The 25,528-nt window shown below is 73.2% G+C and carries 19 protein-coding genes and 2 pseudogenes; 12 read left to right on the top strand and 9 right to left on the bottom strand.

Features of this window, described 5'->3' with window-relative positions:
* Nucleotides 1-159: 159 nt before the first annotated feature.
* The gene (locus ACZ3YO_RS23630; RefSeq protein WP_465572539.1) at nt 160-600 is read left to right on the top strand and encodes a DUF7144 family membrane protein; all 441 of its coding nucleotides are present in this window, start codon (nt 160-162) and stop codon (nt 598-600) included.
* Nucleotides 601-674: 74 nt separating this feature from the next.
* On the opposite strand, the gene ACZ3YO_RS23635 is transcribed toward ACZ3YO_RS23630, so the two are convergent.
* The gene (locus ACZ3YO_RS23635) at nt 675-1,163 is read right to left on the bottom strand and encodes a gluconokinase (RefSeq protein ID WP_465572800.1); all 489 of its coding nucleotides are present in this window, start codon (nt 1,161-1,163) and stop codon (nt 675-677) included.
* Nucleotides 1,164-1,410: 247 nt separating this feature from the next.
* Between ACZ3YO_RS23635 and ACZ3YO_RS23640 the strand changes: the two genes are divergently transcribed.
* From ACZ3YO_RS23640 to ACZ3YO_RS23660, 5 genes are all read left to right on the top strand, one after another.
* Nucleotides 1,411-2,370: a 2-hydroxyacid dehydrogenase gene (locus ACZ3YO_RS23640; RefSeq protein WP_465572541.1), complete on the top strand. Its 960-nt coding sequence runs from the start codon at nt 1,411-1,413 to the stop codon at nt 2,368-2,370.
* Nucleotides 2,371-2,522: 152 nt separating this feature from the next.
* Nucleotides 2,523-3,347, top strand: coding sequence for an SDR family oxidoreductase (locus tag ACZ3YO_RS23645; RefSeq protein WP_465572802.1), 825 nt, complete (start codon nt 2,523-2,525; stop codon nt 3,345-3,347).
* 168 nt (nt 3,348-3,515) lie between these two features.
* Nucleotides 3,516-4,979: a cytochrome ubiquinol oxidase subunit I gene (locus ACZ3YO_RS23650; RefSeq protein WP_465572544.1), complete on the top strand. Its 1,464-nt coding sequence runs from the start codon at nt 3,516-3,518 to the stop codon at nt 4,977-4,979.
* Entirely contained in the window at nt 4,976-5,995 is a 1,020-nt protein-coding gene (locus tag ACZ3YO_RS23655) for a cytochrome d ubiquinol oxidase subunit II (protein ID WP_465572547.1), read from the top strand. Before ACZ3YO_RS23650 ends, ACZ3YO_RS23655 begins: the two co-directional genes overlap by 4 nt.
* A gap of 86 nt (nt 5,996-6,081) precedes the next feature.
* Nucleotides 6,082-7,848 carry a cation:proton antiporter gene (locus ACZ3YO_RS23660; RefSeq protein WP_465572550.1) on the top strand — a complete coding sequence of 589 codons (1,767 nt, stop codon included), beginning with the start codon at nt 6,082-6,084 and terminating at the stop codon, nt 7,846-7,848.
* A 103-nt stretch (nt 7,849-7,951) separates the two neighbouring features.
* Here ACZ3YO_RS23660 and ACZ3YO_RS23665 read toward each other — a convergent pair whose 3' ends face one another.
* A complete protein-coding gene (locus ACZ3YO_RS23665; RefSeq protein WP_465572553.1) occupies nt 7,952-9,772 on the bottom strand; it encodes a glycoside hydrolase family 15 protein in 1,821 nt (606 codons plus the stop codon).
* 212 nt (nt 9,773-9,984) lie between these two features.
* On the opposite strand from ACZ3YO_RS23665, the gene ACZ3YO_RS23670 reads away from it, so the two are divergent.
* The 3 genes from ACZ3YO_RS23670 to ACZ3YO_RS23680 all read left to right on the top strand — a co-directional run bounded on the left by ACZ3YO_RS23670 (nt 9,985) and on the right by ACZ3YO_RS23680 (nt 12,901).
* Nucleotides 9,985-10,956: a DUF389 domain-containing protein gene (locus tag ACZ3YO_RS23670; RefSeq protein WP_465572556.1), complete on the top strand. Its 972-nt coding sequence runs from the start codon at nt 9,985-9,987 to the stop codon at nt 10,954-10,956.
* 149 nt (nt 10,957-11,105) lie between these two features.
* Nucleotides 11,106-12,467, top strand: a complete 1,362-nt coding sequence (locus ACZ3YO_RS23675; RefSeq protein ID WP_465572559.1) for a chloride channel protein — start codon at nt 11,106-11,108, stop codon at nt 12,465-12,467.
* Nucleotides 12,468-12,514: 47 nt separating this feature from the next.
* Entirely contained in the window at nt 12,515-12,901 is a 387-nt protein-coding gene (locus ACZ3YO_RS23680) for an aldose epimerase family protein (protein ID WP_465572562.1), read from the top strand.
* 118 nt (nt 12,902-13,019) lie between these two features.
* Here ACZ3YO_RS23680 and ACZ3YO_RS23685 read toward each other — a convergent pair whose 3' ends face one another.
* The 3 genes and pseudogenes from ACZ3YO_RS23685 to ACZ3YO_RS23695 all read right to left on the bottom strand — a co-directional run bounded on the left by ACZ3YO_RS23685 (nt 13,020) and on the right by ACZ3YO_RS23695 (nt 16,566).
* Nucleotides 13,020-13,349, bottom strand: a complete 330-nt coding sequence (locus ACZ3YO_RS23685; RefSeq protein WP_465572565.1) for a hypothetical protein — start codon at nt 13,347-13,349, stop codon at nt 13,020-13,022.
* A gap of 145 nt (nt 13,350-13,494) precedes the next feature.
* Entirely contained in the window at nt 13,495-14,814 is a 1,320-nt protein-coding gene (locus ACZ3YO_RS23690; RefSeq protein WP_465572568.1) for a DUF2254 domain-containing protein, read from the bottom strand.
* A pseudogene (locus ACZ3YO_RS23695) lies at nt 14,811-16,566 on the bottom strand (cation:proton antiporter). The gene ACZ3YO_RS23690 and the pseudogene ACZ3YO_RS23695 overlap by 4 nt, the downstream one beginning before the upstream one ends.
* Before the next feature lie 392 nt (nt 16,567-16,958).
* On the opposite strand from ACZ3YO_RS23695, the gene ACZ3YO_RS23700 reads away from it, so the two are divergent.
* The gene (locus ACZ3YO_RS23700; RefSeq protein WP_465572805.1) at nt 16,959-17,858 is read left to right on the top strand and encodes a Gfo/Idh/MocA family protein; all 900 of its coding nucleotides are present in this window, start codon (nt 16,959-16,961) and stop codon (nt 17,856-17,858) included.
* Nucleotides 17,859-17,972: 114 nt separating this feature from the next.
* Here the strand turns inward: ACZ3YO_RS23700 and ACZ3YO_RS23705 are convergent, their stop codons facing one another.
* Entirely contained in the window at nt 17,973-18,725 is a 753-nt protein-coding gene (locus tag ACZ3YO_RS23705; protein WP_465572571.1) for a DUF3152 domain-containing protein, read from the bottom strand.
* Nucleotides 18,726-19,474: 749 nt separating this feature from the next.
* On the opposite strand from ACZ3YO_RS23705, the gene ACZ3YO_RS23710 reads away from it, so the two are divergent.
* On the top strand, nt 19,475-20,272 hold the full coding sequence (locus ACZ3YO_RS23710; RefSeq protein ID WP_465572574.1) for a GNAT family N-acetyltransferase: 798 nt from the start codon (nt 19,475-19,477) through the stop codon (nt 20,270-20,272).
* 307 nt (nt 20,273-20,579) lie between these two features.
* Here the strand turns inward: ACZ3YO_RS23710 and ACZ3YO_RS23715 are convergent, their stop codons facing one another.
* On the bottom strand, nt 20,580-21,611 hold the full coding sequence (locus ACZ3YO_RS23715) for an alpha/beta hydrolase (protein WP_465572577.1): 1,032 nt from the start codon (nt 21,609-21,611) through the stop codon (nt 20,580-20,582).
* A 253-nt stretch (nt 21,612-21,864) separates the two neighbouring features.
* Nucleotides 21,865-22,812 (bottom strand): NAD-dependent epimerase/dehydratase family protein, encoded by a 948-nt coding sequence (locus tag ACZ3YO_RS23720; protein WP_465572580.1) that lies wholly within the window; start codon nt 22,810-22,812, stop codon nt 21,865-21,867.
* A 205-nt stretch (nt 22,813-23,017) separates the two neighbouring features.
* Between ACZ3YO_RS23720 and ACZ3YO_RS23725 the strand changes: the two are divergent.
* Nucleotides 23,018-24,308, top strand: a pseudogene (locus ACZ3YO_RS23725) (DUF885 domain-containing protein); the annotation flags it as partial.
* Nucleotides 24,309-24,335: 27 nt separating this feature from the next.
* On the opposite strand, the gene ACZ3YO_RS23730 reads toward ACZ3YO_RS23725, so the two are convergent.
* Nucleotides 24,336-25,493, bottom strand: a complete 1,158-nt coding sequence (locus tag ACZ3YO_RS23730; RefSeq protein WP_465572583.1) for a TIGR03617 family F420-dependent LLM class oxidoreductase — start codon at nt 25,491-25,493, stop codon at nt 24,336-24,338.
* Nucleotides 25,494-25,528 lie beyond the last annotated feature (35 nt).

The raw sequence follows: 25,528 nt of genomic DNA on the forward strand, positions 1-25,528 counted from the left end.
CACGGCCCTGCGCCTCCGCCGTCCCGCGCCCCGCGTCCCGCGCCCCGGCGGCCCCCGGTGGTACGGAGCGCGGTATGGACGTCGTCGTGGAACGCTGGAAGCGGAGCCGCCGGCCGGTCCTTCGGAAGGCCGGGCGGCTCCCCGAACCAAGGAGGCCCCATGGCCGGCAACGTCAACCAGCCGCAGCCCGGGCAGGTCACCGCCGATACCTCGCGGCATGCCCTACGGTCGGGCTGGATCGTTCTCGCCGCCGTCCTGATGATCTTCGGCGGAGCCATGGCGATCTTCGAGGGGATCGCCGCCATCGCCAAGGACGACCTGTTCGTCAGAACGGCCAACTACACGTTCCGGTTCAGCCTGACCAGTTGGGGCTGGATCCACCTCATCCTGGGCATCGTGATCCTCCTGGCCGGCTGCGCCCTGTTCACCGGGGCGGTGTGGGCGCGTGCTGTCGGTGTCGTGCTCGCCGGCCTGATCCTGATCGCCAACTTCCTGTGGCTGCCCTACTACCCGTTCTGGGCCATCGTCCTGATCGCCGTCAACATCTTCATCATCTGGGCCCTGTGTGCGGGATCGCTCCGCGACGCCCGCAGGCCCTGAACCCTGACGAACCGTCCTCGCCGGCCCGTCACCGCCGACGGCGCGCCGCCCCGGAGTGCGCGGCCCGCACGGCGTCACGTCCCGAAGCGGGCGGTGGCGGCGAGGACCTGCCCGAGGACGGCGGCGGTGTCGGCGTCCGCGTCGACGGTCAGTCCGGGTTCGTCGGCGCCCAGCGGCTCCAGGGTGTCGTACTGCGACTCCAGGAGGCCGGCCGGCATGAAGTGCCCGGCGCGCCCGGCGACGCGGGCCCGCGCGACCTCCCGGTCCAGCCTCAGGTACACGAACCGGACGCCCGGGCCGGCGGCGCGGAGGACGTCCCGGTACTCGCGTTTGAGGGCTGAGCAGGTGACGACGCCGCCCGTTCCGAGGCGGGTCGCGTCCCGGATCCAGTCGGCGAGGGCTCGCAGCCACGGCTCGCGGTCCTCGTCGTCGAGTGCGTGTCCCGCCGCCATCTTGGCGATGTTCGCGGCCGGGTGGAAGTCGTCGCCCTCCACGAAGGGCACGCCGCGCCGCTCGGCGAGCAGCCTCCCCAGGGTGGTCTTGCCCGAGCCGGACACGCCCATGATCACGACGATGGCCGGTGCTGGTCCGGATGTCTCCACGGCGGCTCTCCCGGGTTGCGCATGAGCTGGACGGCCCTTGCAGGAGATCATGCGCGCAGTTCCACCGGGGCGGCGCGACGGCGCGGCCGTGCGGGTCCACCCCGGCCCCGGCGGCCCTGCGCCTCCGCCGGCCCTGCGCCTCCGCCGGCCGCACCGAATGGCGGGCCGGGGGTTTGCCCCGGCGGGTGATCGCTGTTGAGATCGCCTCATGAGCATCCCGAACGCGGTGCCCGGCGGCCCCCCGGCCAGGATCCTGCTTCCCTACCCGCTCGCACAGGTGGGCCTGCGCCCGGAGGTGGCGACGGTGGTGTGGGACGGCCGGGGTGACGGCCCGCCCCAGCGGGTGCTCGACGAGGTGGAGTTCTTCGTCATCCCCTACACCTGCACGTCGGCCGCCGTTCCGCTGCTGGCCCGGATGCCCCGGTTGCGGGTCGTGCAGAGCCTCTCGGCGGGAGTCGAGGAACTGCTTCCCGTCCTGCCGGCGGGTGTGGTGCTCTGCAACGCGAGGGGTGTCCACGACGCGAGCACCGCCGAGCTGGCGGTCACCCTCGTCCTCTCCTCGTTGCGCGGAGTCCCGGGCTTCGTCCGGGCGCAGGACGCCGGTGCCTGGGAGGGCGGCTCGTTCGCGTCGCTCGCCGGGCGTACCGTGCTGGTGGTCGGCCACGGGTCGATCGGTGCGGCCGTCGAGGAGCGGCTCGTGCCCTTCGAGTGCGAGGTCCTGCGCGTGGCCCGCACCGCCCGGACGGCGGCTCGCGGGCCGGTGCACGCTCTCGCCGACCTCCCGGACCTGCTGCCGCGCGCGGATGTCGTGGTGCTGACCGTCCCACTCACGGACGGGACCAGGGGGCTGGTCGACGCGGCTTTCCTCGCCGCGATGAAGGACGGCGCCCTGCTGGTCAACGTGGCCCGCGGGGCCGTCGTGGACACCGGCGCCCTCCTCGCCGAGCTGCAGGGCGGCCGGTTGGCCGCGGCACTCGACGTGACCGACCCCGAACCGCTGCCCGCCGGCCACCCCCTCTGGCGGGCCCCGAACACCCTGATCACACCCCACGTGGGCGGCAACAGCTCCGCCTTCCTGCCCCGGGGCCTGCGCCTGATCCGCACCCAGCTGGAGCGGTTCCTCGCGGGCGGCCCGCTGGAGAACGTGGTGGCCCGGCCGGGTGACTGACCGGAGCCCGCCGCCGGCTGCGCGCTGAGCCGTCGGGGGGACAGTGGCGCGCCGTCGGGCGAGCCGTTCCCCGTGCCGCGGGCCGGGCCGACCAGTGTGGTCACCCGGTGCCGGCTTGCGGCCGAGGACGGGAGAGATCAGTGACGTCAGCTGTGGACAAGGGGCGGCGGCCGGTTCCGCCTGTTCTCCGGGGGCAGAAGGCCCTGGTGACCGGTGCGAACTCCGGTATCGGCAAGGCGACCGCGATCGGTCTCGGCCGCGCCGGCGCCGATGTGGTCGTGAACTACGTCTTCGGCCCGGAGGCGGCCGAGGAGGTGGTCGAGGAGATCAAGTCCTACGGGGTGCGGGCCTACGCCCACGAGGCGGACGTCTCCCAGGAGGACCAGGTCGTCGCGATGGTCGACCGGATGGTCGGGGAGTTCGGCACGATCGACATCATGGTGGCCAACGCCGGACTGCAGCGGGACGCCGCCCTCACCGAGATGACCGTCGCCCAGTGGCAGAAGGTGCTGGACGTCAACCTCACCGGCCAGTTCCTGTGCGCCCGGGAGGCCGCCAAGGAGTTCGTCCGCCGGGGCGTCGTGCCGGAGGTCTCCCGTTCGGCCGGGAAGATCGTCTGCATGAGCTCGGTGCACCAGATCATCCCGTGGACGGGCCACGTGAACTACGCCGCCTCCAAGGGCGGTGTCCTGATGCTGATGCAGACCCTGGCGCAGGAACTCGCCCCGCAGGGGATCCGGGTGAACGCCATCGCGCCCGGCGCGATCCGCACCCCCATCAACAAGTCCGCCTGGGACACCCCCGAGGCCGAGGCCGACCTCCTGCGGCTGATCCCCTACCACCGGGTCGGCGACCCGGAGGACATCGCCAACGCGGTGACCGTCCTGGCCTCCGACCTGATGGACTACGTCGTCGGTGCCACGCTCTACGTCGACGGCGGGATGACCCTCTTCCCCGGCTTCGCCACCGGAGGCTGACCGCAGGGTGGAAGGCCGCCGTGCCCACCACCGTGCGACGCCCGCGGACCGGCCGGCCGTCCCCAGCGCGGTCCGAGGCCTGCCTCCCGCCGCCGGTCCGCACGCCCCCTCCCCGTCCGGTCCACCGGGTGACCCAGCGGCCACCCGGCACGAGCCACCGAGGCCCGCATGAACACCGCAGCACACCTCCTGGCTGACACCCCCGCACAGCTGCTCCCCGCCCGGGAGTTGATGGCGTTCACCCTCGCCTCCCACATCCTGCTGGTGCCGCTGGGCGTGGCGCTGCCGTTCGTCACTCTGGTGATGCACCACCGGGGGCTGCGCAAGGCCGACCCGACCGCCCTGCTGCTGGCGCGGCGGTGGTCCGCCGTGATGGCCGTCCAGTTCGCCGTCGGCATCGTCACCGGCACCGTGCTCTCGTTCGAGTTCGGACTGCTGTGGCCGGGCATGATGGGCCGCTGGGGGGACGTCTTCGGCCTCGGCTTCGGCGTGGAGGCGTGGGCGTTCTTCCTGGAGGCGATCCTGATCGCGATCTACCTCTACGGCTGGCGCAGGCTGAAGCCGTGGACGCACTTCTGGCTCGGCGTGCCACTGCCGCTGACGGCGCTGATGGGCGCGTTCGGCATCATCGCCGCCAACTCGTGGATGAACACCCCGCAGGGCTTCACCCTCGACGCGAGCGGCAATCCCGTGGACGTCAGCGTCCAACAGGCGGTCTTCACGCCCATGTTCGGCCCCCAGTACTGGCACTTCGTCGTCGCGATGTTCCTCACCGCCGGCTACGTGGTGGCGGGCGTCTACGCGGTCGGCTGGCTGCGCGGCCGCCGGGACCGCTACCACCGCCTCGGCTTCACCGTGCCGTTCACGGCCGCGGCGATCCTCACCCCCGTCCAGTTCATGCTCGGCGACGCCATCGCCCGGGCGGTCTTCCACAAGCAGCCCGTCAAGTTCGCCGCGACGGAGATCGTCTGGAACACCGGCACCCACGTGCCCGAGTACATGTTCGGCCGCCTCCAGGAGGACGGCACCATCAAGGGCGGCCTCAAGATTCCCCAACTGGACTCCATCCTCGCCGGGTTCAGCCCCGACACCCAGGTCACCGGGCTGACCTCGGTGCCCGCCTCCGACCGCCCCACCACGACCCAGGCGACCATCGCGCACTGGGCCTTCGACATCATGGTCACCATCGGCAGCCTGCTGATCCTGCTCGCCCTCTGGTACGGCTGGTGCTGGCTGCGCCGCCGCGACCTGCCCCGCTCCCGGTGGTTCTTCCGGTGCGCCGCGGTGGCCGGTGTGGCCAGCCTGCTGACGGTGGAGTGCGGCTGGATCACCACCGAGGTGGGCCGCCAGCCCTGGATCGTCTACCAGAACATGCGGGTCTCCGAGGCCGTGACCCCCACCGCCGCAGCCTCGCTGTGGACCATGTTCGGGATCATCGTCACGGTCTATGTCCTCGTCTTCGGCGCCTTTCTCACCGTCGTCCTGAAGATGCGCAGTCGCTGGCGGCTCGCAGACTCCGGAGCCTCCCCGGCGCTCGCCGAGGGCCCCGAGACGGACACCCCGTACGGTCCGCGTCCGGAGGCGGCCGCGGGCACCCCGGGCAACGGCCGGTCCCCCGGGGGTGAGCTGTGACAGCGAACGTCGTCGCCTGGATCCTGCTGCTCGCGATCGCCGCCTATGCCGGCGGCGGCGGCGTCGACTACGGCGCGGGGTTCTGGGACCTCCTGGCCGGCGGCGCCGAGCGCGGCAAACGCCCCCGCTGGCTGATCGACCACGCCATGGCACCGGTCTGGGAGGTCAACAACGTCTGGCTGATCTTCGTGCTCATCGTGATGTGGACCGGGTTCCCGGTGTTCTTCCAGACGGTGTTCACCGCACTCTGGCTCCCGCTGGCACTGGCCGCCGTCGGCCTGGTCCTGCGCGGCGCCGGGTTCGCGCTGCGCAAGCCCACCCGGCGACTGGCCGAACGCCGGATCTACGGCGCCGTGTTCGCGGTCTCCTCCCTGCTCACCCCGTTCTTCCTGGGCGCCGCCATCGGCGCCGTGGCCTCCGGGCGGGTCGCCCCCGGCACCGTCGCGTCGGCCGACGCCTGGGCCAGTACCACCTCGATCATGGGCGGCCTGATCGCCGTGGCGGCCACCGCCTTCCTCGGCGCGGTGTTCCTCACGGTGGACGCCCGGCGCTTCGAGGCGCACGACCTGGTCGGCTACTTCCGGCTGCGCGCCTGGATCGCCGCCGCCGGCCTGCTGATCCTCGGCGTGATCGGCCTGACCGTGACCGACCCGCACGCCTCGTACGTCCACCACGGGCTCACCCACGGGATCGGGCTGCTGCTCCTCCTGCTCGCCACGGCGGCGCTGGCGGTCACGGCCTGGCTGGTCGCCGGCCCTGCCGCCGGGTGGGCGCGCTACACCTCGGTGGCGGTTGTGGCCCTGCTGGTCGCCGCCTGGGGCTTCGCCCAGAAGCCCTACCTGGTGCCCACCTCGCTGACCGTCCAGCAGGGGGCGGGGGCGAGCGCCCCGCTCCAGTGGATGCTCATCGTCGCGGCCGTCGCCCTGGTCTTCATCGGTCCGGCCCTCGTCGTCCTCTACCGCCTCGACACCCACGGCGTGCTGGAACCGCTGGCCGACGAGGATGTCGCGCGGTGACGGCCACGGCGGGGCCCTCCCGCCCGGCCGGCCGGAGCATCTCGCAGCCCGTCGGGTAGGACCGGCGCGTCCAAGGAGGAGATGTCGTGACATCCAGTCAGATCCTGATCGGCATCGCACTGATCTTCGCCCTTGCCGTCGGCTCCCAGCTGCTGGCGAGCCTGCTGCGGGTGCCGGCGATCCTCCTGCTGCTGCCCGCCGGATTCGTCGCGGGCGCGCTGACCGACGACGTCAATCCCGAGAAGCTGCTGGGCGCCGCCTTCTCACCGCTGGTGTCGCTCGCCGTGGCGGTGATCCTCTACGACGCCGGACTCGGGCTGGACCTGCGCCGGCTCAAGGGGCACACCCGCCGGGTCGTGGTCAGGCTGATCTGGCTCGGTGGCCTGGTCACCTGGATGTCGGCGGCGCTGCTCGCCGTCCCGATCATCAGCATGTCGCTGGGCTCCGCCGTGATGCTGGGCGCGATCCTCGTGGTCAGCGGACCCACCGTGGTCGGGCCCCTGCTGGGTTTCGTCCGCCCGACCGAACGGCTGCAACGCATCCTCGTCTGGGAGGGCTCCCTGATCGACCCGGTGGGCGGCATCCTCGGGGCGTTCGTCTTCCACGGCGTCCTGGCCGCCGAACAGCACGGTCTCGGCAGCCAGGTGGGCATGTTCAGCGGCAGTGCCGCGGTCGGTCTGGCCGGCGGCGCCGTGGGAGCCGCCGTGCTCTGGCTGCTGCTGCACCACCTGCCCCTCGGCGAGGTGCTCGGCACGACGGTGCAGCTCGCCGCGGTGGTCCTGGTGGCGGGGCTCCTCGACGCCTTCCGGGACGACACCGGCCTGATCGCGGCCGTGGTGATGGGGATCGCGCTGGCCAATCTGCCGGGGCTGGACATCCCGGCCCGCCGGGTCTTCTTCGAGACGCTGGTCTCGCTGACCATCGGCCTGCTGTTCATCTCGATCTCGGCCACCGTCACCCCGCAGTCGCTGCGCCACGTGGTTCTGCCCGCCCTCGGCCTCGTCGCGGCCCTCGTCCTGGTGGTCAGGCCGCTGGTGGCGCTGCTCTCCACCGCCCGCACCGACGTCCCCTACCGGGAGCGGTGGTTCATCGGATGGATGGCGCCGCGCGGCATCGTCGCCGCGGCCACCGCGTCCACCTTCTCCGCCTCCCTGGTGCAGGCCGGTGTCGGCGGGGCCCAGAAGATCCTTCCGGCCACCTTCGTCGTGATCGTCGCCACCGTCATGGTCTACGGCCTGACGGCGCTCCCGGTGGCCCGGCGGCTCGTCGTCCGCCGGTCGGCACGGTCGCGGCCGCTGCTGGTCGGGGGCGATCCCTGGGTGGTGGAGCTGGGTGGCGCCCTGCGGTCGGCGGGCCTGGACGTGCTCATGTGGGCGGGACTCGACCAGCAGCGCCGGACCATCAAGGACGCGGGCCTCGAACTGGCCCCCGGCGAACTGCTCGCCGCCGCCACCGGGGCCCGTGCCGAGCTGGAGGGCATCACCGAGGTGCTCCTGCTCACCGACGAGGACGACTTCAACGCCCTCGCGTTCATGACGCTGAAGGAGACTGTGGAGGGGCCCGTCCACCGCCTGGCGCCGGCCACCCCCAGCCACGGTGTGGTCGCCCCCTACATCGAGAGCGAGGCGCTGTTCGCACCCGCCCTCAACAGGCCCGAACTGGCCCGCCGGTATGAGGGGGGAGCCCGGATCGTCGCCTTCCGGGTTGACGGAGGCCTCCCGGCCGGACACGACGTGCTGTTCCTGGTGAACGCGGACGGCCGGCTCGTCGCCGCGACGGAGACCACCGTGCCGACGCCGACCGGCGGCGACATCGCCGTCCTCCTCACCCCGGCCGCCGGGTCCGCGCCGTAGGCCGGCCCGCGCAGCCCGTCGCGGGAGTGGAGGGCCTCGGACCGCTCCGGCTCCGGCGGCGCGGTCGGTCGCACAGCGCCGTGCACGCCGCTCCCGTGCCCTGTCAGGGGCGCTGGCGGTCGAGGGCCTCGTCCAGCGTGCAGGCGGCGGTGATGAGCGACAGGTGGGTGAACGCCTGTGGGAAGTTGCCGAGTTGCTCGCCGCTGGGCCCCACCTCCTCGGCGAAGAGGCCGACGTGGTTGGCGTAGGTGTGCATCTTCTCGAAGGTGTAACGGGCGGGCCGCAGACGCCCGGCCCGGGCCAGTGCATCGACGTAGAGGAAGGTGCAGAGGCTGAACGTGCCCTCCGAGCCGCGCAGGCCGTCGGGCGAGGCGGCCGGGTCGTAGCGGTAGACGAGGCTGTCGGACACCAGGGTGCGGTCCATCGCGTCCAGGGTGGACAGCCAGGACGGGTCCCGGGGGGCGACGAACCCGACCCGGGGCATCAGCAGCAGCGAGGCGTCCAGGACGTCGTCCCCGCCGTAGTGCTGGACGTACGCCTGCTGCTCCTCGCTCCAGCCGCGCTCCATGACCTGCAGCAGGATGGTGTCGCGGGCCTTCTTCCAGCGCTCGGTGTCGGCCGGCCGGCGGAATTCGTCGGCCAGCCGCAGGCCGCGGTCGAAGGCCGCCCAGCACATCACCCGGCTGTAGGTGAAGTCCTTCCGCCCGCCACGGGTCTCCCAGATGCCCTCGTCGGGGCGGTCCCAGGAGTCGGCCAGCCAGTCCAGGCTCTGGGAGAGGACCTTCCAGCCGCGGTAGCCGGCCTGGGCGGCGATCTCCCGGCCCTCGGAGAGCGCGTAGAGCGCCTCACCGTAGATGTCCAGTTGCAACTGGTCGGCGGCCGCGTTGCCGAGCCGCACCGGTGCGGAGCCGCGGTACCCCTCCAGATGGCCGAGGACCTCCTCGGTCAGGAGCGGTTCGCCGTCGACCCGGTACATGATCTGGAGCGGTTCGCCGACCTTCCCGGACGTCTCGTGCAGGCGGTCGCCCAGCCAGTGTGTGAAGTCCGTCGCCTCCTCGACGAAGCCGAGGTCGAGCAGGGCGCGGACGGAGAGCGAGCCGTCGCGGACCCAGGTGTAGCGGTAGTCCCAGTTGCGCTCGCCGCCGACCTGTTCGGGCAGGCCCATGGTGGCCGCGGCCACCGGTGCGCCGCTGGGGGCGTAGGTGAGCAGCTTGAGGGTGATCGCGGAGCGGTTCACCATGTCGGGCCAGCGGCCGCGGTAGTTGGATCCGTGCACCCACTTCTGCCAGAAGTCGGCCGCGTCCCACAGCTGTCCGGTGATCCCGTCGACGGTGGGGGGCGGCGGCACCTGGCCGTCGGTGTCGCAGACGGTCAGGACGACACCTGCCGATTCGCCGACGTTCAGCGTGACGGAGCCCCGCAGGTCGTCGCCGTCCCGTTCCACCGGGAAGGTGCTCTGGAGGTACGCGCAGACGCCCGGCGCCCGGAAGACGGCTGCCTCGGGCCGCAGGTCCAGTTCGTGGGTGGCTCGGCCGTAGTCGAACCGCGGGCGGCACTCCAGCTCGAAGCGCACGCTGCCGCGCACGCTGCGCACCGTCCGGATCAGGGTGTGCCGGTCGGTCGGGGTGCGGCTGGTGTTCGGCGGCATCCAGTCGACCACTTCGCCCACCCCGTCGGGCGACATGAAGCGGGTGACCAGGACGGCGGTGTCCGGGTAGTACAGCTGTTTGCAGGTGGCCTGGGGATTGACGTCCGCGAGCCGGAAGTAGCCGCCGCGGTCGTGGTCGAGCAGGGCGGCGAAGATGCTGGGGGAGTCGAAGCGCGGTGCGGCGAACCAGTCGACGACGCCGCGCGAGGTCACCAGCGCGGCGGTCTGCAGGTCGCCTATCAGGCCGTGCTCGGCTATGGGCGGGTAGCGGTCCATGAGCTTCCCAAGGTCAGAGTGATCCTTTGATTTCACTATCGGCCAGGACGGGCGGACGCGCCCGTTGCGGTCGCCGGTGCCCTCCGTCGAGGGGCTGCGGCGGGAATCCTCGGGCGCCCGCGCGCGGCGATGCCGCGGCGGGCGGGGCCGGGTGGGGGATCCTGCAGGGGCCGGCACCCGGCCGGGAAACCGAAGCCTGTGGAGGTTCGGGGTTGGACATGATCCATGTCCGTGCGGTGAGCCCGCGGGACCTCACCGACCGGGTCGTCGGTTGCCTCGCGGGCTCCCCCTCGGTCCTCAACCTGATCGTGCAGTCCGGTGCGGCGCGCAACCCGGACGGTGACGCCATCGCCTGCGACGTGCTGACCGGCGCGGCGAACGACGTCCTGCGTGCCCTGCGCGCGCTGGACCTGGACAGCCGGGGCTCGATCGTCATCGAGCCCGTGGACGTGGCGTTCGTCGGCGGGGCCGCGGAGGCCGGCACCCGAAAGCTCGGGGCACTCGCCCACGCGCCGGTCTGGGACGAGGTCGAGGCACGGATCCGGGCCGAGGGGACGTACGCGCCGAGTTTCTACCTCTACCTGGTCATCGCCGGCCTCATCGGCGCGGTCGGGATCGTCACCAACTCGCAGATCCTGATCGTCGCAGCCATGGTCGTCGGCCCCGAGTACGGGGCCATCGTCAGCATCGCGCTGGGCATCGACCGCCGTGACGGCAGGCGGGTCCGCCAGGGGCTGCGGGCGCTGCTGCTGGGCTTCGTCCTGGCCGTCGTGGTCACCTTCCTGTTCAGCCTCGTGATCCGCGGGTTCGGTTTCGAATCCAAGGCGTTCAGCCTGGGCCTGCGGCCGGTCTCCCAGCTGATCGACACCCCCAACTTCTTCTCGTTCGCGGTGGCGGGCCTGGCCGGCGTCGTCGGCATCGTCTCGCTCAGCGAGGCGAGGACCAGCGCGCTGCTGGGCGTCTTCATCTCGGTCACGACCATCCCGGCGGCGGCGGACATCGCGGTGTCCGTCGCCTTCTCCAGCTGGCGCGAGGCCGGGGGCTCGCTCGTCCAACTGCTGGTCAACATCGTCGTGTTGATCGTGGTGGGCACCTTGACGCTGCGCGGGCAGCGCGGGATCTGGCGCCGGGTCGCCGCCCGGCGCGCACGCGCCGACCGGCCGCAGGGGCATCCCCGGGCGTGAACTGAGCCGTCCGGATGACGTTCGGGGGATCGCCGGGCGCCCACGGGCCGGGAAGTGCCGAGCGTGCCCCCGAGCCGTGGTACGACGGCTTCTAGGCCTGTCGACCGACGCGATTCAGGCTGCCGTCCGGTGCTGAGGAGACGATGAGCATGCCGACCACAGCCGTCGGACCGCCCGCCGCCCCGCCACCGGACCCCCTCGTACTGATCCGGAGCCGCAAGTACGCGGTACTGCTGGTGATGACGGCGGTTCTCGGCGTCCCGATCTCCGCGATGGCGTTCGGGTTCCTCGCGCTCGTGTCCGAACTGCAGTCGCTGACCTACAGCGACCTCCCCGAAGCGCTGGGCTTCGACGGAACGCCTTCGTGGTGGCCGATCCCGCTGCTCGCCGTGGCCGGACTGCTGGTGGCGCTCGCCATCAGCCGCTTGCCGGGGGAGGGCGGCCACAAGCCGGCCGAGGGGCTGGTCACCAAGGGGGCGCCGACGGCGGCGGAACTGCCCGGTATCGCGCTCGCGGCGGTGGCGTCGCTCGGGGCGGGCGTGGTGCTCGGTCCCGAGGCTCCGCTCATCGCGCTCGGCGGGGGTCTGGCGGTGTTCGCCGTCCGGGCGGTGAAACGGGACGTCCAGCCGAGTTCGGCCGCGGTGCTGGGGGCCGCGGGGAGTTTCGCGGCGGTCAGTACGTTGCTCGGATCGCCGCTGCTCGGTGCGTTCCTGCTGATGGAGGCGGCCGGCCTCGGTGGCGCCATGATGGGTGTCGTTCTGGTGCCGGGTCTCCTCGCGGCCGGCGTCGGCGCACTGATCTTCACCGGCCTCGGTTCCTGGACCGGTCTGGGCACCTACTCGTTGGCCCTTTCGCAGGTGCCGCAGGCCCACCGCCCCGACCTCGCGGGGTTCGGCTGGGCACTCGTCATCGGGGTGGCCTCGGCCGTCCTCGGGGCGGGGATCCACCGTTCGGGCCTGTTCCTTCAGGGCCGGGTCGACCGGAGGCGGGTGGTGCTCACCACCGTGGCCGGCGCGCTCGTGGGGGTCGTCGCGCTGGTGTACGCCGAGGGGACGGGCAAGGCGGCGTCGGACGTGCTGTACTCGGGGCAGAGCGCACTCGGGCCGCTGCTGGCCGGTCAGGCCGGGTACACGGCGGGGACCCTGGTCGTCCTGGTGGTCTGCAAGGCGCTCGCCTACAGCCTGTCGCTCGGTGGGTTCCGCGGCGGCCCGGTCTTTCCGTCGATGTTCGTGGGAGCGGCGGGCGGGCTCGCCCTCGCGCACCTGCCCGGACTGGACGTGACCTCCGGGTTCGCGATGGGCGTCGGGGCGCTGTGCGTGGCGATGCTGAAACTGCCGATGACCGCGGTGCTGCTGGCCACCCTGCTCCTCGGAGCGCAGGGCCTCACCGTCATGCCGCTCGTGATCGTCGCGGTCGTGGTCTCCTACGTCCTCACGTTCAAGCTCGCCCCCGCCCCCGCCCCCGTCCCTGCGCCGGCCTCCGCGCCGCCGCCGGCCGGGGTGTCCCCCTGAATCGTGGTCCGCGATCCGCCCGCTCCACCCTGACCTGGAGGCCGGCCATGTCCCACAGCCCGACCGGGCGGCAGTTCCTCCTGCGCAGCGGCGAGCACAGCGCCGTCGTGGTGGAGCTCGGCGCGGCCCTGGGCCGCTACACGGTGGCCGGGCGCACCGTCCTGGACGGCTTCGCCGCCGACGAGCGGATCACCGGCGGCCGTGGACAGCTCCTGGTGCCCTGGCCGAACCGGATCGGCGGGGGACGGTACCGCTGGAACGACGAGGACCTGCAACTCCCGCTGACCGAACCGGAGGCGGGCAACGCCATTCACGGGCTGCTGCGCTGGGCCTCGCGGTGGAGCCGATGTCCTGCCCACCGGACGCGTTCCGTGGCCGGGCCGATCTGGTGGAGCTCGGCGTCGGCGACCTGCACACGTTCCGCTGGGGCCTGACCGCCTGGGACGGAACGGCCTGACGGGCGCCCGGCCGCGCCCGGCCGGCCGGGCACGGGTACAGTCCACCTCCGCGGTGCGCGGTCTGTCCTGCAGGGCAGTACGGGGGAAGCGCCGCTCAGGCGTACCAGGAGACCTCCGTCAGCCGCGCCCTGCGGGGTATCTCCCTCTCGGGCATCGGGAGCCGGGTGCCGTCCTCGATCAGGACGCTGGTCGGCTCTCCCCGGACCGGTCCGGGCAGTGTCACCCGGGCCTCGATGTGGCGTGGCGGGTCGGTCGGCAGGGTCGTGGCCAGCGACCGCACCTCGGAGTGGTGGCCGTGGATGCGCACCGCCGCAACCTCCTTGCCGTCCACCAGGAGCACGAGTTCCCGGGGTCCGCCCAGGTGCACGTCGACGGTCACGGAGTAGCCGGCGTGTTCACGGTGGAAGTGGTAGGAACGGCCCATGACCGCCTCCGATCGCGGCGGAATTCTTGCGTCCATCGTGACACCGGCGGGCGGCCGCCGCGAGATCCGGAGGCTGTCGCTACCGGCGAGGACCGGCCGGTGGGAGCCGCGGGGGCCGGCGGGCCCGGCCGGGCCGGAGGCGTCCCTACCGGCCGGGCCCGAAAGGTGCGGGGGTGTCGGGCGGTGCGCCCCCGGGGTGTCGTCCTCCGCCGATGCCCTGGGGGTCGGGGGTCCGGGCGTCGGCCCGGCGGGGCGTGTCGCCGAACGCCTGGTCGACCGCGAGGTCGAGGAGGGAGAGTTCGAGGCGGAGGGCGGGCCGGCACTCCTGCGGCAGCGCCGCGAGGAGGCCTTCGAGGAGGGCCCTGAGCCGTCGGCACACCTGGACGGAGGTCGCGCCGTAGTCGCGGATCTCGGTGACGGCGAGTTCCAGGTAGTCCTCCCACGGCCGGCCCGGCAGGACGAGGCGCGGCCGGCCGTGGTGGTCGGCGAGCACGTAGCTGCCGCGGAGCCCGACGCGGCCGACGGTGTAGAGGAACATCTCGATGTGGTTCAGCACCTGGACGGCGGTGGTGGGGTCGTTGACGGCGGGGGAGAGGGCCCGGATGGCGACGTCGACCAGGATGCGCAGGGCGAACGCCGGGTCCTGCTCGACGGTCCGCTCGGCGCCGAGGGCGAGCAGGCCGGTCACCCGGTGGGGATCCGGCGCGGGTGCACCGCCGTGGATCTCGACCACGGTGGCGCCGGGCGGTACGAAGTCGCCGACGGAGGCGGCCAGGACGAGGACGCAGTCGTGCCGGGCGGCGAGCGCGACCAGGCCGGGCGCGTTGATCGCCTGGATGACGCCGCCGCGTTCCGACCGGATGCGGCCGGCCGGGGCGCCCGGCCGCGGCGCCGGGTCGCGCGCGGCGGAGCTCCGGATGCCCGCCGCGGCGCGGTCGAGGACTCGCTCGCCCAGGCGTCCCACGATGTCGGCGATGGCCACGGGGCGCAGGTTGTGCGTGAAGCGGTTGAGGTAGATCAGCAGGAGGAGGAGGCTGGCCGAGACGGCGATGCCGGCGAGGGTCACGCCGAGGTTGGGCACGGAGTCGGTCTCGATGCTCCGCAGCAGGGTGTAGGCGAACGCGAAGGTGCCGGTGAAGGTGGCCAGGACGGCCTTCTGCAGCCGGTCGCGGTACCAGAGCCGCATGTAGCGGGGGGAGAGTGTGCCGGTGGCCTGCTGGATGACGAGGACGCCGATGGTGACGACGAACCCGAGCAGCGCGATCATCGAGCCGACCACGGAGCTGAGGACGCTGCTCGCGGTCGACGCGGAGTAGTCCCAGGTCTTCGGCAGCCAGGACGCCCCGTCCACGGCGGTCGCCGCCTCGGCCAGGGCGACGCCGAGGACGAGCCCGACCAGCGGGACGATCCACAGGCTGGCCTTGGCGTACTGCCGCAGCCGGAATCGGGCGGCCCAGGACATCATGCGGGGCCCAGCAGGACGGCGGTCTCGTCCGGCCGCGGCGTGATCGCCTGGGCCTCGGTGACCGGGGCCAGGAGGCCGTCGGTGCTGATGACGAAGAGGAGGTCGTGGTCCGGGGGGACGGGCACGGATCCCGGCTGCAGGTGGAAGCGGGCGCCCTGCTCGTAGCGGGCCGCCAGGCGGTGCCGGACGAGGGCGTGGCCGAAGAGGATGTCGCCCCCGGTGTAGGGGGCGACCACGCCGTGGCTGTCCCGTGGCGGGCCCACGCGGTAGACGGGGCCTTCGACGTTGTCCTTGACGACGACGGAGGCGAGCGCGTTGAAGTCGTCGTCGTCGGTGAGCAGGAACACCGCGGTGACGCCCTCCAGACGGGCCCGGGGGTTGGTCGCGGTCGCCAGCATCTCCCCGTGTGCGAGTTCGATGCCGGCCATGGTGATCCGGTCGCGTTCCTCGTCGAGCCCCGCCCACATCAGCACGTCGAGCCCGGCCGACTGCAGGGCCTTCCCCAGGCCGATCACCCAGGGTTCGCCGCCGACGAGGAGCGGGCGGGTCCGGCTCGGCCGGACGACCTTGAGCCGTCGCGCCACGGGGGCGGCGGTCAGCGCGTACAGGACGACCGTCCCCACGATCACGAGGAAGGTGATCGGGAGGATCTTCCTGGCGCCGGGCAGCCCCTTCTCCACCAGGGTGGCGGCGAAGGCGGACGCGGTCGAGGCGGCGACGATGCCGCGGGGCGCCATCCAGCCGATGAAGCCCCACTCGCCCGTGGTCAGGTCGGAGCCCCGGGCGGCGGCGAAGGCGATGAGCGGCCGGACGGCCAGGACGAGGATCGCGATCAGGATCAGGGAGGGGACGAGCACGGGCGTGACGGAGGCGGGGGCGACGGCGGAGGAGATGGAGATGAACAGCAGGCCGATGATCAGCTGGACGAGTGTTTCGAGGAAGGGCCGGCGCCGGCATGTCCAGGCCGGGGAGGTTGGTGACGGCGAGTCCGGTGACGATCGCGGCGATCAGGCCGGTGTCGTCACGGGCGATGTCGCAGCCCGCGGAGACGAGGACCACGGTCGCCAGCTGGGCCAGGGTGCCGAGCGTCTCGCCGAGCCGCAGCTTGCGCAGCGCCAGCCAGAGGACGACGGTGCCCACCGCGCCGCCGGCGAGGCCGACGGCCATGCTGAGGAGGAACTGGCCGAACTGGTAGCCCCGGCCGATGTCGACCCGGCCGGTGGTGGCGACGGCGTGGAAGACGACGGCGCCGAGGATGCCGCCGATCGGGTCGGTCAGCGTCCCCTCCCAGATGAGGATGCGCCGCAGCCGGTCCGTCGGCCGGACGTACTCCAGCAGAGGGCCGACCACGGTGGGGCCGGACACCACCAGGATCACGGCGATCATGGCAGCGACCCTGAGCGGGATCCCGAACAGCGCCGGGCCGACGGCGCAGACGGCGAAGAAGGTGGCCAGGATGCCGATGACCAGCAGCTTGACCACGATCCCGCGGGTGCGGCCGGTGAGGTTGCGCAGGTTCAGTCCGAGGCCGGCGTCGTAGAGGATCACGGCGACGGACAGCGACACCAGCGCGGGGAAGTCCGGACCGACGAGCTTCGCGGGGTGGATGACGTCGGTCAGCGCGCCCGCGGTGAACCCGACCGGCAGCAGCACGATCAGGGCGGGGACCCGCAGCTTGTTCGCCAGGACCTGGGAACCCGTGGCGAGGGCCACGGTCAGGGCGATGCCAAGGAGGATGTCCTCGTCGGACACGGCGGCCGCCCTCCTCACGACGTCGGGGTCTACGGGATCAAACCGCGTCCCGCCGGGCCCGTACTCGCCCTCGCGGCCGGACACGGCAGCGGCCACCCGATCGGCCCTGCCCGCGCCCGGACACCCGGGACGTGACCGCCGCCGTGAGGCCTCCCGGTCCCGGCCGAGCGCCGCCCGGCCGGGACGGGCAACACCGCACGGGACCGCGACGGGCCGGTCCGGTGCCGCGACGGGCCGGTCCGGTGCCGGGGAGGCGTGCGCGGCCGCGCAGGCGGTGTCGTGCCGCGTGCGGTGCGTGGCGAATAGGGTGGGGCCGTCGATGATCACCCGTCCCCCCGTCCCCCGTCCCCACAGGAGAGCCGATGAGTCCGATCCCCGTCCTCGATGCCCCGTTGCCGGTCGGGGTGATCGGTCTCGGCGACATCGCCCAGAAGGCGTATCTGCCGGTGCTGGCGGCGCTGCCGGGTCTCGACCTGCGTCTGATGACCCGGGACCGGGCCAAGCTCGACCGGATCGGCGACGCCCACCGCATCGACCCCGGCAAGCGGTTCACCGACCTCGGCGAGCTGATCGCGGGCGGAATCCGGGCCGCGTTCGTCCACGCGGCAACGGACCAGCACGTCACGATCGTGGAGCAGCTGCTCACCGCCGGCGTCGACGTCTACGTGGACAAGCCGCTCGACTACACGCTGGACGGTTCCCGCCGGCTGGTCGGCCTCGCGGACCGCACGGGCCGCTCGCTGATGGTGGGCTTCAACCGCCGTCATGCGCCCGGTTACGTCCAGGCGCTGGAGCGGCCGCGCGACCTGATCGTGCTGCAGAAGAACCGGGAGGGCCTGCCGGAGGCGGCGAGGCCGATGGTTTTCGACGACTTCATCCATGTCGTGGATGTCCTGCGATTCCTGGTTCCCGGTGAGGTGGAGCACGTGGACGTCCGCTCCCGGGTGCGGGACGGCCTGGTGGAGCACCTCGTCCTCACCCTCGCCGGTGAGGGGTTCACGGCACTGGGCATCATGAACCGGGTGAGCGGCTCCACCGAGGAGATCCTCCAGGTCTCGGGCGGGGACTCCAAGCGCGAGGTCCACAACCTGGCGGAGGTGATCGATCACCGGGGCCAGCCGACGATCCGCCGCCGCGGCGACTGGGTGCCGGTGGCCCGCCAGCGCGGCATCGAGCAGGTCGTGCTCACGTTCCTGGACGCCGTCCGCACCGGAAAGACCCTCGACGCCCGTGACGCGCTGCGCACCCACGAGCTGTGCGAACTGATCGTGGAGCGCATCGAGGCGGCCTGAGGCACGGGCCTGCCGGGTGCCCCGTGCCTCGCGTGCGCGGAACCCCGGCGCAGCGGGGTGCGACGGGCCCGGCGGCTGTGCTGCTGTGGTTGAGATGCTTCGGCTGAGGTGCTTCTAGGGGACGGGGGTGGGGGCCTGGACGGGGGGACCGGTGAGGAGGGTGCCGGTCTCGGAGTAGGGCCAGCCGTTCGGCACGCAGTCGTGCAGTCCCTTGATCTGCTGCATCATCACCGGTGCCGGCTGGCCCGGACCGGGGCAGTCGACGTGGCCGAGGCCGAGTACGTGGCCGACCTCGTGGTTGACGGCGAGTGCGTGGTAGAGGTCGGGTCGGCCGGTGTAGTACTCGGTCAGCTCGGTCCAGCGCTTGAGGTTGATGACCACCTGGTGGCCCACGCCGCAGTTCACCCAGCCGCCGGTGTCCAGCCCGTACTGGCCGCAGATCCGGTCGGTGGTCTCCGGGGTGGCCAGGTAGACGGTGAAGTCCACCGGGTCGGCGGGCATGCGCTGGAAGGAGCGGGTGCCGTCCGCGGCCCAGCCGCGCTGGACGTTGCCGAGGACGGTGTCGACCTCGGCGGCGAACTGTTCGGGGCTCTCCCTGATTCCGTTCTCGGCACGCACCTTGTAGCGGAGGAGCTGTTCGCCGGTGCCGAAGCGGGGGGAGCCGCCGGTGGCCGTCGTGAACTCCATCGGCTTCTGCCGGCGGGCGGGGGCCGGGCTCCACGGTTGCCACCACAGCAGGCCGGCGGTCACGGCGGCGACCACCACGATGGCGAGCGCGCCTTTCCAGGCTCTCCGCCGGCCGGTCCGGTCGCCCGCGGGGTCCTGCGGGGAGGCCTCGTCGCGCCGGGAACCGGCGAAGACCCTCACTGGTTGGTCCCCGTGGCGGGGCGGCCGTACGACCGGTGGGCGGGCTTCCGGTGGGCGGGCTGGGGCACGTGGGGCCTCGGGGGGACGGTGGCGGCCGCGCGGGGGCGGGCTGGGGCCTGGATGGACATGGTGGTGCGATAACTCCTGTACGAGGATCGTACTGATGCACGATTATGTAGGTAATCGGTTATGTAGGTAATAACGGGGCGAGGTGGACCACCGGTTCAGGCGACCGCGGGACCGGGTGGTGGCGCCGGGCTCCGGGGAACTGCGTCCGCGGGCGGCGTCGCGGGATCGCTTCCGGAACCGGCCGTGGGATCGCTTCCGGAACCGGCCGTGGTGCGCGGTACCGTGGACGTTCACGGTTGCCGGATGCGAAACGGACGGGCGATGCGCGCAGGCCAACGGCGGGACGAGCGGGTGGCCCTCGGGCTCCCGGTGCCGCCGCGTGCGGCGTTCCGCCCGCCGACCGCCGCCCACCGTGCTGTCGCCGGGGGCCGGGGCCGTGGCGCCGCGCTCGTGCGGCGCCGCTGGATCGACGGGGCCGGCTCCCCGGCCGGACTCTGTCGCGCGTAACGGTCCGCCGCCCACGCCGTCAGGGGGCTCCACCGGCGTGCGAGCCCGTTCCCAAGGGGCCCGCACGCTCGGTACGTCCGGCGGTTGCGCTCCGTCGCCGCCGGCTCCGGCCGGGACCGGGGCACGCCGCCGCCGAAGGAGCGAGAAGCATCGAGATCGAGGAACGGCTTCGCATGTCCCAGTACCCCGCGCTCACCCCCGACGGCGTCACGGACGGCGCCACGGGCGGTGCCGTGTACCGCCGCGTCCTGGGCGACCCGGTCGGATCACCGGACAACCCGGTCCACATCCTGGACAACCCGGCCCGCGCCGCCCTGTTCGGCCCCCACGCGCACCTTGCCCGGCGGCGGGGCGACGTCCTGTGCTACCCCGCCGACGTGTCGCCGTTCCTGGCCCTTCCGGACCGGCCGGACCGGCAGACCTGGCGGAACGTGGCGGCGCTGTGCGGCCCCGGCTTCGTCCTCGTCGCCACCGGCTCGCCGACCGCGGTGCCGGCCGACTGGGAGATCCTCGTGCAGGGCCCCGGCGTCCAGCTGGTGGACGACGGCGTCCGCGCCGCGCCCGACGAGGAGGCCGTCCGGCTGGGCCCCGCCGACGTGCCGGAGATGCTGGCGCTGGTGGAGCAGGCGCGGCCCGGCCCGTTCCTGCCCCGCACCGTCGAACTCGGCCGTTACCTGGGCATCCGGCGCGGCGGCGCGCTGGTCGCGATGGCCGGGGAGCGCCTGCGCCCGCCGGGCTGGACCGAGATCAGCGCGGTCTGCACGGCCGAGTCCCACCGCGGGCAGGGCCTGGCGCCCCGGCTCGTGCGGGCGGTCGCGGCCGGGATCCGCGAGCGCGGCGACACGCCGTTCCTGCACACCGCCGCCGACAACACCACGGCGATCCGGCTCTACGAGTCGCTGGGGTTCCGGCTGCGCCGGCAGGTCATGTTCCTGGGCCTGAAGGTCCCCGGTGGGGAGTGTGCCGTGTGACCGCGTCCCCACTGGACGCCTGCGGACCCGTTTCGGCTCCGGGAGCCGGGAGATGAAGTGTCCGACGGCCGCACGGTAGCGTTACGTGGAGGTGGCATGTACGCTGCGTGTCGCTGGCTGAACAGCATGCGGGCCTGGCAGCGACTCCGTGGGGGAAGTCACGTCCAGGCCCGGCCGCCAGTCGGGGCCCGGTTGCGCTCGTGGGGAGTTCCAACCGGGCCCGTTGACGGGCTATCCACGGTATGCCCGGTCGGACGGGGTTTCAGTCATGCCAACTCTCCGGCGGGGGCACATTGTGGACGAACCGTCAGTCGGCGGTCGGCCCGGCCATGTTCTTGGTGAGCCACTCCAGGGTGTTCGGGATCATCTTCTTGAAGTCCGAGGTGAGGTGCTGGCCGCCGGGCTGCTCGTAGTAGTCGATCTTCAGTGGCGGGACGGCCTTGGCGACCCAGTCCTTGACCAGCTTGACCTCGGGCGGGGTGCCGCCGGCCGCCGTGGCGAGCATCCGTACGTCCGCCTTGCCCTGCGAGACCATGGCGTTCGGGCTGTTGGCCTGGCGCTCCGCCTCGTGCCCCTTCCAGAGCGGCGAGTCCGGGGCCCAGTAGCCGTCGACCGGAACCGCGACCCCGAACGTCTCCGGGTGCTGCAGGGCGAGCTTGGCGCTGCAGAAGGCGCCGGTGGAGGCGCCCATCACGCCCCAGCCGTCCCGGCTCTTCAGGGTGCGGAAGTTGGCCCGGATGAAGGCGGGTATGTCCTCGGCCAGCCAGGTGCCCATCTTGGGCTGGCCCGGGATGTCGCTGCACTCCAGGGCCTTGTGCTCGTCGGGGTCCAGGTTCTGCACCGGCATGATCATGATGAACGGGTGGGCCGTGCCGGCCTTCGTCATCTCCACGTCGGCCGCCTGGATGGGCAACTGGTTGTCCGTGTAGGTGTTGTAGCCGGCGCTCTGGCCGCCGGAGAAGAGCACGATGACGGGGAAGCCGGTCTTGGCGTACTTGGGGTCGCTGTACTCGGGCGGCAGCCAGACCCAGACCTTTCCCGACACGCCGGACTTCGCACCGGTCAGGGTGGTCACGGTGATCGGCCCGGCTGTGGTGTCCCTCGCCTTGCCGAGCGTCGTGGTCGGACCGGTGGGCATGGCCACCTTGCTGCCGGCCGCGGGGGCGGTGGGTGCTGCGGACGCGGTGCCGGCGGCGGCCGGGCCGGTGGCGGTACCGGCGTCCTTCGCCGCGTCGCCTCTGCCGCCGTCGCCGCCGGAGCAGGCGGCCAGCGATGTGGCCAGGACGAGCGCGGTGGTACCCGTCAGAAGGGCACGGAAGCGAGGAGACGGCGGTTGCACGGTGAGAACTCTCCGACCAGTGTGACGTCCGGTCCGCGGAGCCGGACGGCGGCCCCGGGCGGGACCGGCACGCGACCGGGGGCGGCCGGACCTGCACACCCCCGGATGGCGCACCGCCCCGGCCGGGGAGGTGCGCCATTATGTGATCTTAGGACGTGATCACTGGCTCGTCGGTTGCACAGACGGTCGGGAGTCGGGCGAGCCCGTGAGGGGTCGGTGAGGGGTACGTGAGGACGGCCGGGCGCCGGCGGGCTCAGGCGCCCTTCGCCGCGGAGATCCGCTCACGCCACCACGCCACCGTCGCCCCGAACTGCTCCTCGGCCGGGGTGGCGCGCACGGCGAAGGCGGACTCGTAGGCGGCCGAGTCCATCACGAACGGACGGTCGAACTGGTAGCGGACCTCGCGCAGTTCGCGGATCAGGGGCGAGAAGAGCGAGGCCAGGGCCAGGGCCGCCGCCGGCATCCTCCGCACCGCCACCGGGCCGGACCCCGCCTCCGCGGCGAGCCGGCCGACCATCTCCCGGCTCGACAGTGCGGGGGCCGTGGGCACGTGCCAGGCCCGGCCCCAGGCCCGCTCCTCACCTGCGACCTCGGCCAGCGCCCGGGCCACGTCGGGGAGGTAGCTCCAGCTGTGCGGAGCATCCGGGTCGCCCAGTACGGTGACCGGCCTGCCGTTCAGTACGCGCGGCACGACCCGCGAGGCCAGGTGGCCGCCGTCGGTCACACCGGGGCCGAAGAAGTCCGAGGCACGCACCTCGACCGCCCTGATGCGGCCCGCCTCGTGCAGGGCCCGCGCCTGCTCCCAGACCGCGGCCCGGACCCGCCCCTTCGGGCCGGTCGCCGCGAGCGGCAGGCGCTCGGTGAGCGGGCCGTCCACCGGGCCGTAGCCGTAGAGGTTGCCCAGGCCCACCAGGACGGCCCCGGTCTCCTCGGCCGCCGCGCAGAGCGCCGAGGCCAGCGGCGGCCACTCGGCCGCCCAGCGGTGGAGGGGCGGCGCGGCGCAGCCGTAGATCGCCGCGGCGCCGCGCGCGGCCCCGGCCAGCTGTCCGGCGGCCGCCGCGTCCAGCGCCACATGCTCGATGCCGGGCTCCGCCGGACGGCCCGACCTGGTGACCACACGTACCGAATGCCCCTGGCCGGCCAGCAGCCGAGCAGTGGCCGCCCCCGCGGGCCCATATCCGACAACCACATGAAGACTCACCGTCACAGCCTAGTCCGGGCCCGGGAGGCGGGTGACACGGGCATGGCGGGGGCCTGCCCGGGCACCCGCGCCGGCTGTTCCACCGGGGCACCCGCGCCGGCTGTTCCACCGGGGCACCCGCGCCGGCTGTTCCACCGGGGCAACCGCGTCGGCCGCGCCTTCGGGGTACCGCGTCGGCGGGGCGGAGGCGGGGCCCCGGCGCGGGCGACTGCGCAACCTGCCCGGCGCGCTGGACGGTTACCGGGCGACCCTGGCCGAGGGGATCGCCCGCGGGCTGCTCTCGGCCCCGCGCCAGGCCCGGGCGGTCGTCGACCAGCTCGCCGCCTGGACCGGCCAGGCCGACGGCGGGGCAGGCTGGTTCACCGGGTTCGTCGCCGCCGGGCCCGAGCGGCTCAGGTCCGAGCTGGAGGCCGCCGCAGTCCAGGCGACCGCCGCCGTCGCCGGATTCCGCGACTGGCTGCGGCACACCTACCTGCCCGCCGCCGACGGCACCCCGGACGCCGTCGGCCGCGAGCGCTACCTGCGGTCGGCCCGCTGGGCCAACGGCGCGGACGTCGACGTGGCCGAGGCGTACGCCTGGGCATGGGACGAGTTCCACCGCACGGCCGCCGAGATGCGCGCCGAGGCCGGCCGCGTCCTGCCGGGCGCCTCCGTCCGTGCCGCCATGGACCACCTGGACCGGCACGGGCACACGATCGAGGGCGAGGAGGCGATCCGGGCCTGGCTCCAGGAGATCACCGACGAGGCGATCGAGGCCCTGCACGGCACCCACTTCGACATCTCCGGCCCGCTGCGCCGGGTGGAGACGGTGATCGCGCCGCCGGGCAGCTCGGTGGCGCCGTACTACGCCGGCCCCAGCCTGGACTTCAGCCGGCCGGGCCGGGCCTATCTGCCGACCCTGGGCCAACGCACCTTCCCCACCTGGGAGATCGTCAGCACCTGGTACCACGAGGGCGTCCCCGGCCACCATCTGCAGACCGCCCGCTGGGTCGCCGAGGTCGGCCGGCTCAGCCGCTACCAGGTCACCGTGGGGGCGGTCAGCGCGAACAAGGAGGGCTGGGCCCTCTACGCCGAGCGCCTGATGGACGAGCTGGGCTTCCTCACCGACCCGGCCCGCCGCCTCGGCTACCTGGACAAGCAGATGCTGCGGACCATCCGGGTCATCGTCGACATCGGGATGCACCTGGAACTACCGGTGCCCGCCGGCTCCGGGTTCCACCCCGGCGAACGCTGGACGCCGGGCCTCGCGACCGGGTTCATGGCCGCCTACCACGGCAGTTCGCCCGCCCGGCGGGCCGGCGAGATCGACCGCTACCCTCGGCTGGCCCGGCCAGGCCATCGGCTACAAACTGGGCGAACGGGCCTGGCTGCGGGGGCGCGAGGCGGCCCGCCGCCGTCACGGAGCCGCCTTCGACCTCAAGGCCTGGCACACGGGTGCGCTGTCCCTGGGACCGCTCGGCCTCGACGATCTGGTGGACAGCCTCGCCGCCCTGTAGTCGTCGGCGCCGTCCCCGCCCGTGAGGTCAGCCCAGGGCGCGGACGGCGGCGAGGACGTCCAGGCCGAGCTCCGGGTCGGCGTCGTCCGGGACGCTGACCGAGAGGCGCGTGACCAGGCCGGCGTACCGGCGGTGGATCTCCCGGGCGACCTCCTCGACCGGGCCGGTGACGGCGAAGGTGTCCAGCACCTCGTCGTCGACCAGCGCGGCCATCTCCTGCCACCGGCTCCGTACCGACAGGTGGTGCAACTGCTCCTGGAGGTCCTCCCACCCGTGCTGCGCCAGCACCGGGCGGTAGGCGGGCGTGGAGGCGTAGAAGGCCAGCCGCTCGCGTACCGCGGCCCGGTTGGCGTGCAGTTCCTCCTCGGTCCGGCCGGTCGCGGTGAGGACGTTGCCGGTGATCTCGAAGGGCCGGGCGGTCCAGGCGGCGCCGTCCGCCTCGGCGCCGGCGCGAGCCTCGGCCAGACCGGGAAGCACCTGCCCGGTGAGGTAGGCGACCGAGGTGAACGGATGGCTGAGGAAGCCGTCGGCCACCGCCCCGGCGGTGCGCGTCATCAGCGGCCCCACGCCGGCCAGCAGGATCCGGGGCGCGCCGGCGGGGACGGGGTCGGGGGAGAAGACCGGGGTCATCACGGTGTGGGTGTAGAAGTCGCCGCGGAACCGCAGCCGTTCGCCGGTCTGCCAGCTGTGCCAGATCGCCCGTACCGCGTGGACGTACTCGCGCATCCGCGCGGCCGGCCGGTCCCAGGGCATCCCGAAGCGCTTCTCGATGTGCGGCTTGACCTGCGAGCCGAGGCCGATCACGGCGCGCCCGCCGGAGGCTGCGTGCAGGCCCCAGGCCTCGTAGGCCAGGGTCATCGGGGTGCGGGCGAAGGCGACGGCGATGCCGGTGGCCAGTTCGATCGTGCTGGTCCGGTCGGCGGCGCGGGCCAGTTGGAGGAACGGGTCGTACGCGGTCTCGGCGACCACCAGCCGGTCCATGCCCCGGCGCTCGGCCCGCGCGGCGGCGTCGAGGATGCCCGCGGGATGCCCGGACGCCTGCGCGTCGAGGTGCAGAGCGGCGCGCGGGCGGTCCCCGGGGCGGTCCCCCGGGTGGCCGGGTCGGTGGCCCGGCGGGTGGTCGAGTGATTGGTCCGGCAGGTGGTCGAGCGGCTGGTCCGGCAGGTGGTCCGGGGCGCGGTTCACGGGGGGTCTCCTGGCGGGGGCGGGCAGTGCTCCCG

The sequence above is a fragment of the Kitasatospora sp. NPDC022785 genome (assembly GCF_055561295.1).

What these genes read in the sequence shown, in the direction of transcription:
- ACZ3YO_RS23630 (WP_465572539.1), top strand. Translation starts at nt 160, where the DNA reads ATGGCCGGCAACGTCAACCAGCCGCAGCCCGGGCAGGTCACCGCCGAT.
- ACZ3YO_RS23635 (WP_465572800.1), bottom strand. Translation starts at nt 1,163, where the DNA reads ATGGGCGTGTCCGGCTCGGGCAAGACCACCCTGGGGAGGCTGCTCGCC.
- ACZ3YO_RS23640 (WP_465572541.1), top strand. Translation starts at nt 1,411, where the DNA reads ATGAGCATCCCGAACGCGGTGCCCGGCGGCCCCCCGGCCAGGATCCTG.
- ACZ3YO_RS23650 (WP_465572544.1), top strand. Translation starts at nt 3,516, where the DNA reads ATGAACACCGCAGCACACCTCCTGGCTGACACCCCCGCACAGCTGCTC.
- ACZ3YO_RS23665 (WP_465572553.1), bottom strand. Translation starts at nt 9,772, where the DNA reads ATGGACCGCTACCCGCCCATAGCCGAGCACGGCCTGATAGGCGACCTG.
- ACZ3YO_RS23675 (WP_465572559.1), top strand. Translation starts at nt 11,106, where the DNA reads ATGCCGACCACAGCCGTCGGACCGCCCGCCGCCCCGCCACCGGACCCC.
- ACZ3YO_RS23680 (WP_465572562.1), top strand. Translation starts at nt 12,515, where the DNA reads ATGTCCCACAGCCCGACCGGGCGGCAGTTCCTCCTGCGCAGCGGCGAG.
- ACZ3YO_RS23685 (WP_465572565.1), bottom strand. Translation starts at nt 13,349, where the DNA reads ATGGGCCGTTCCTACCACTTCCACCGTGAACACGCCGGCTACTCCGTG.
- ACZ3YO_RS23690 (WP_465572568.1), bottom strand. Translation starts at nt 14,814, where the DNA reads ATGATGTCCTGGGCCGCCCGATTCCGGCTGCGGCAGTACGCCAAGGCC.
- ACZ3YO_RS23710 (WP_465572574.1), top strand. Translation starts at nt 19,475, where the DNA reads ATGTCCCAGTACCCCGCGCTCACCCCCGACGGCGTCACGGACGGCGCC.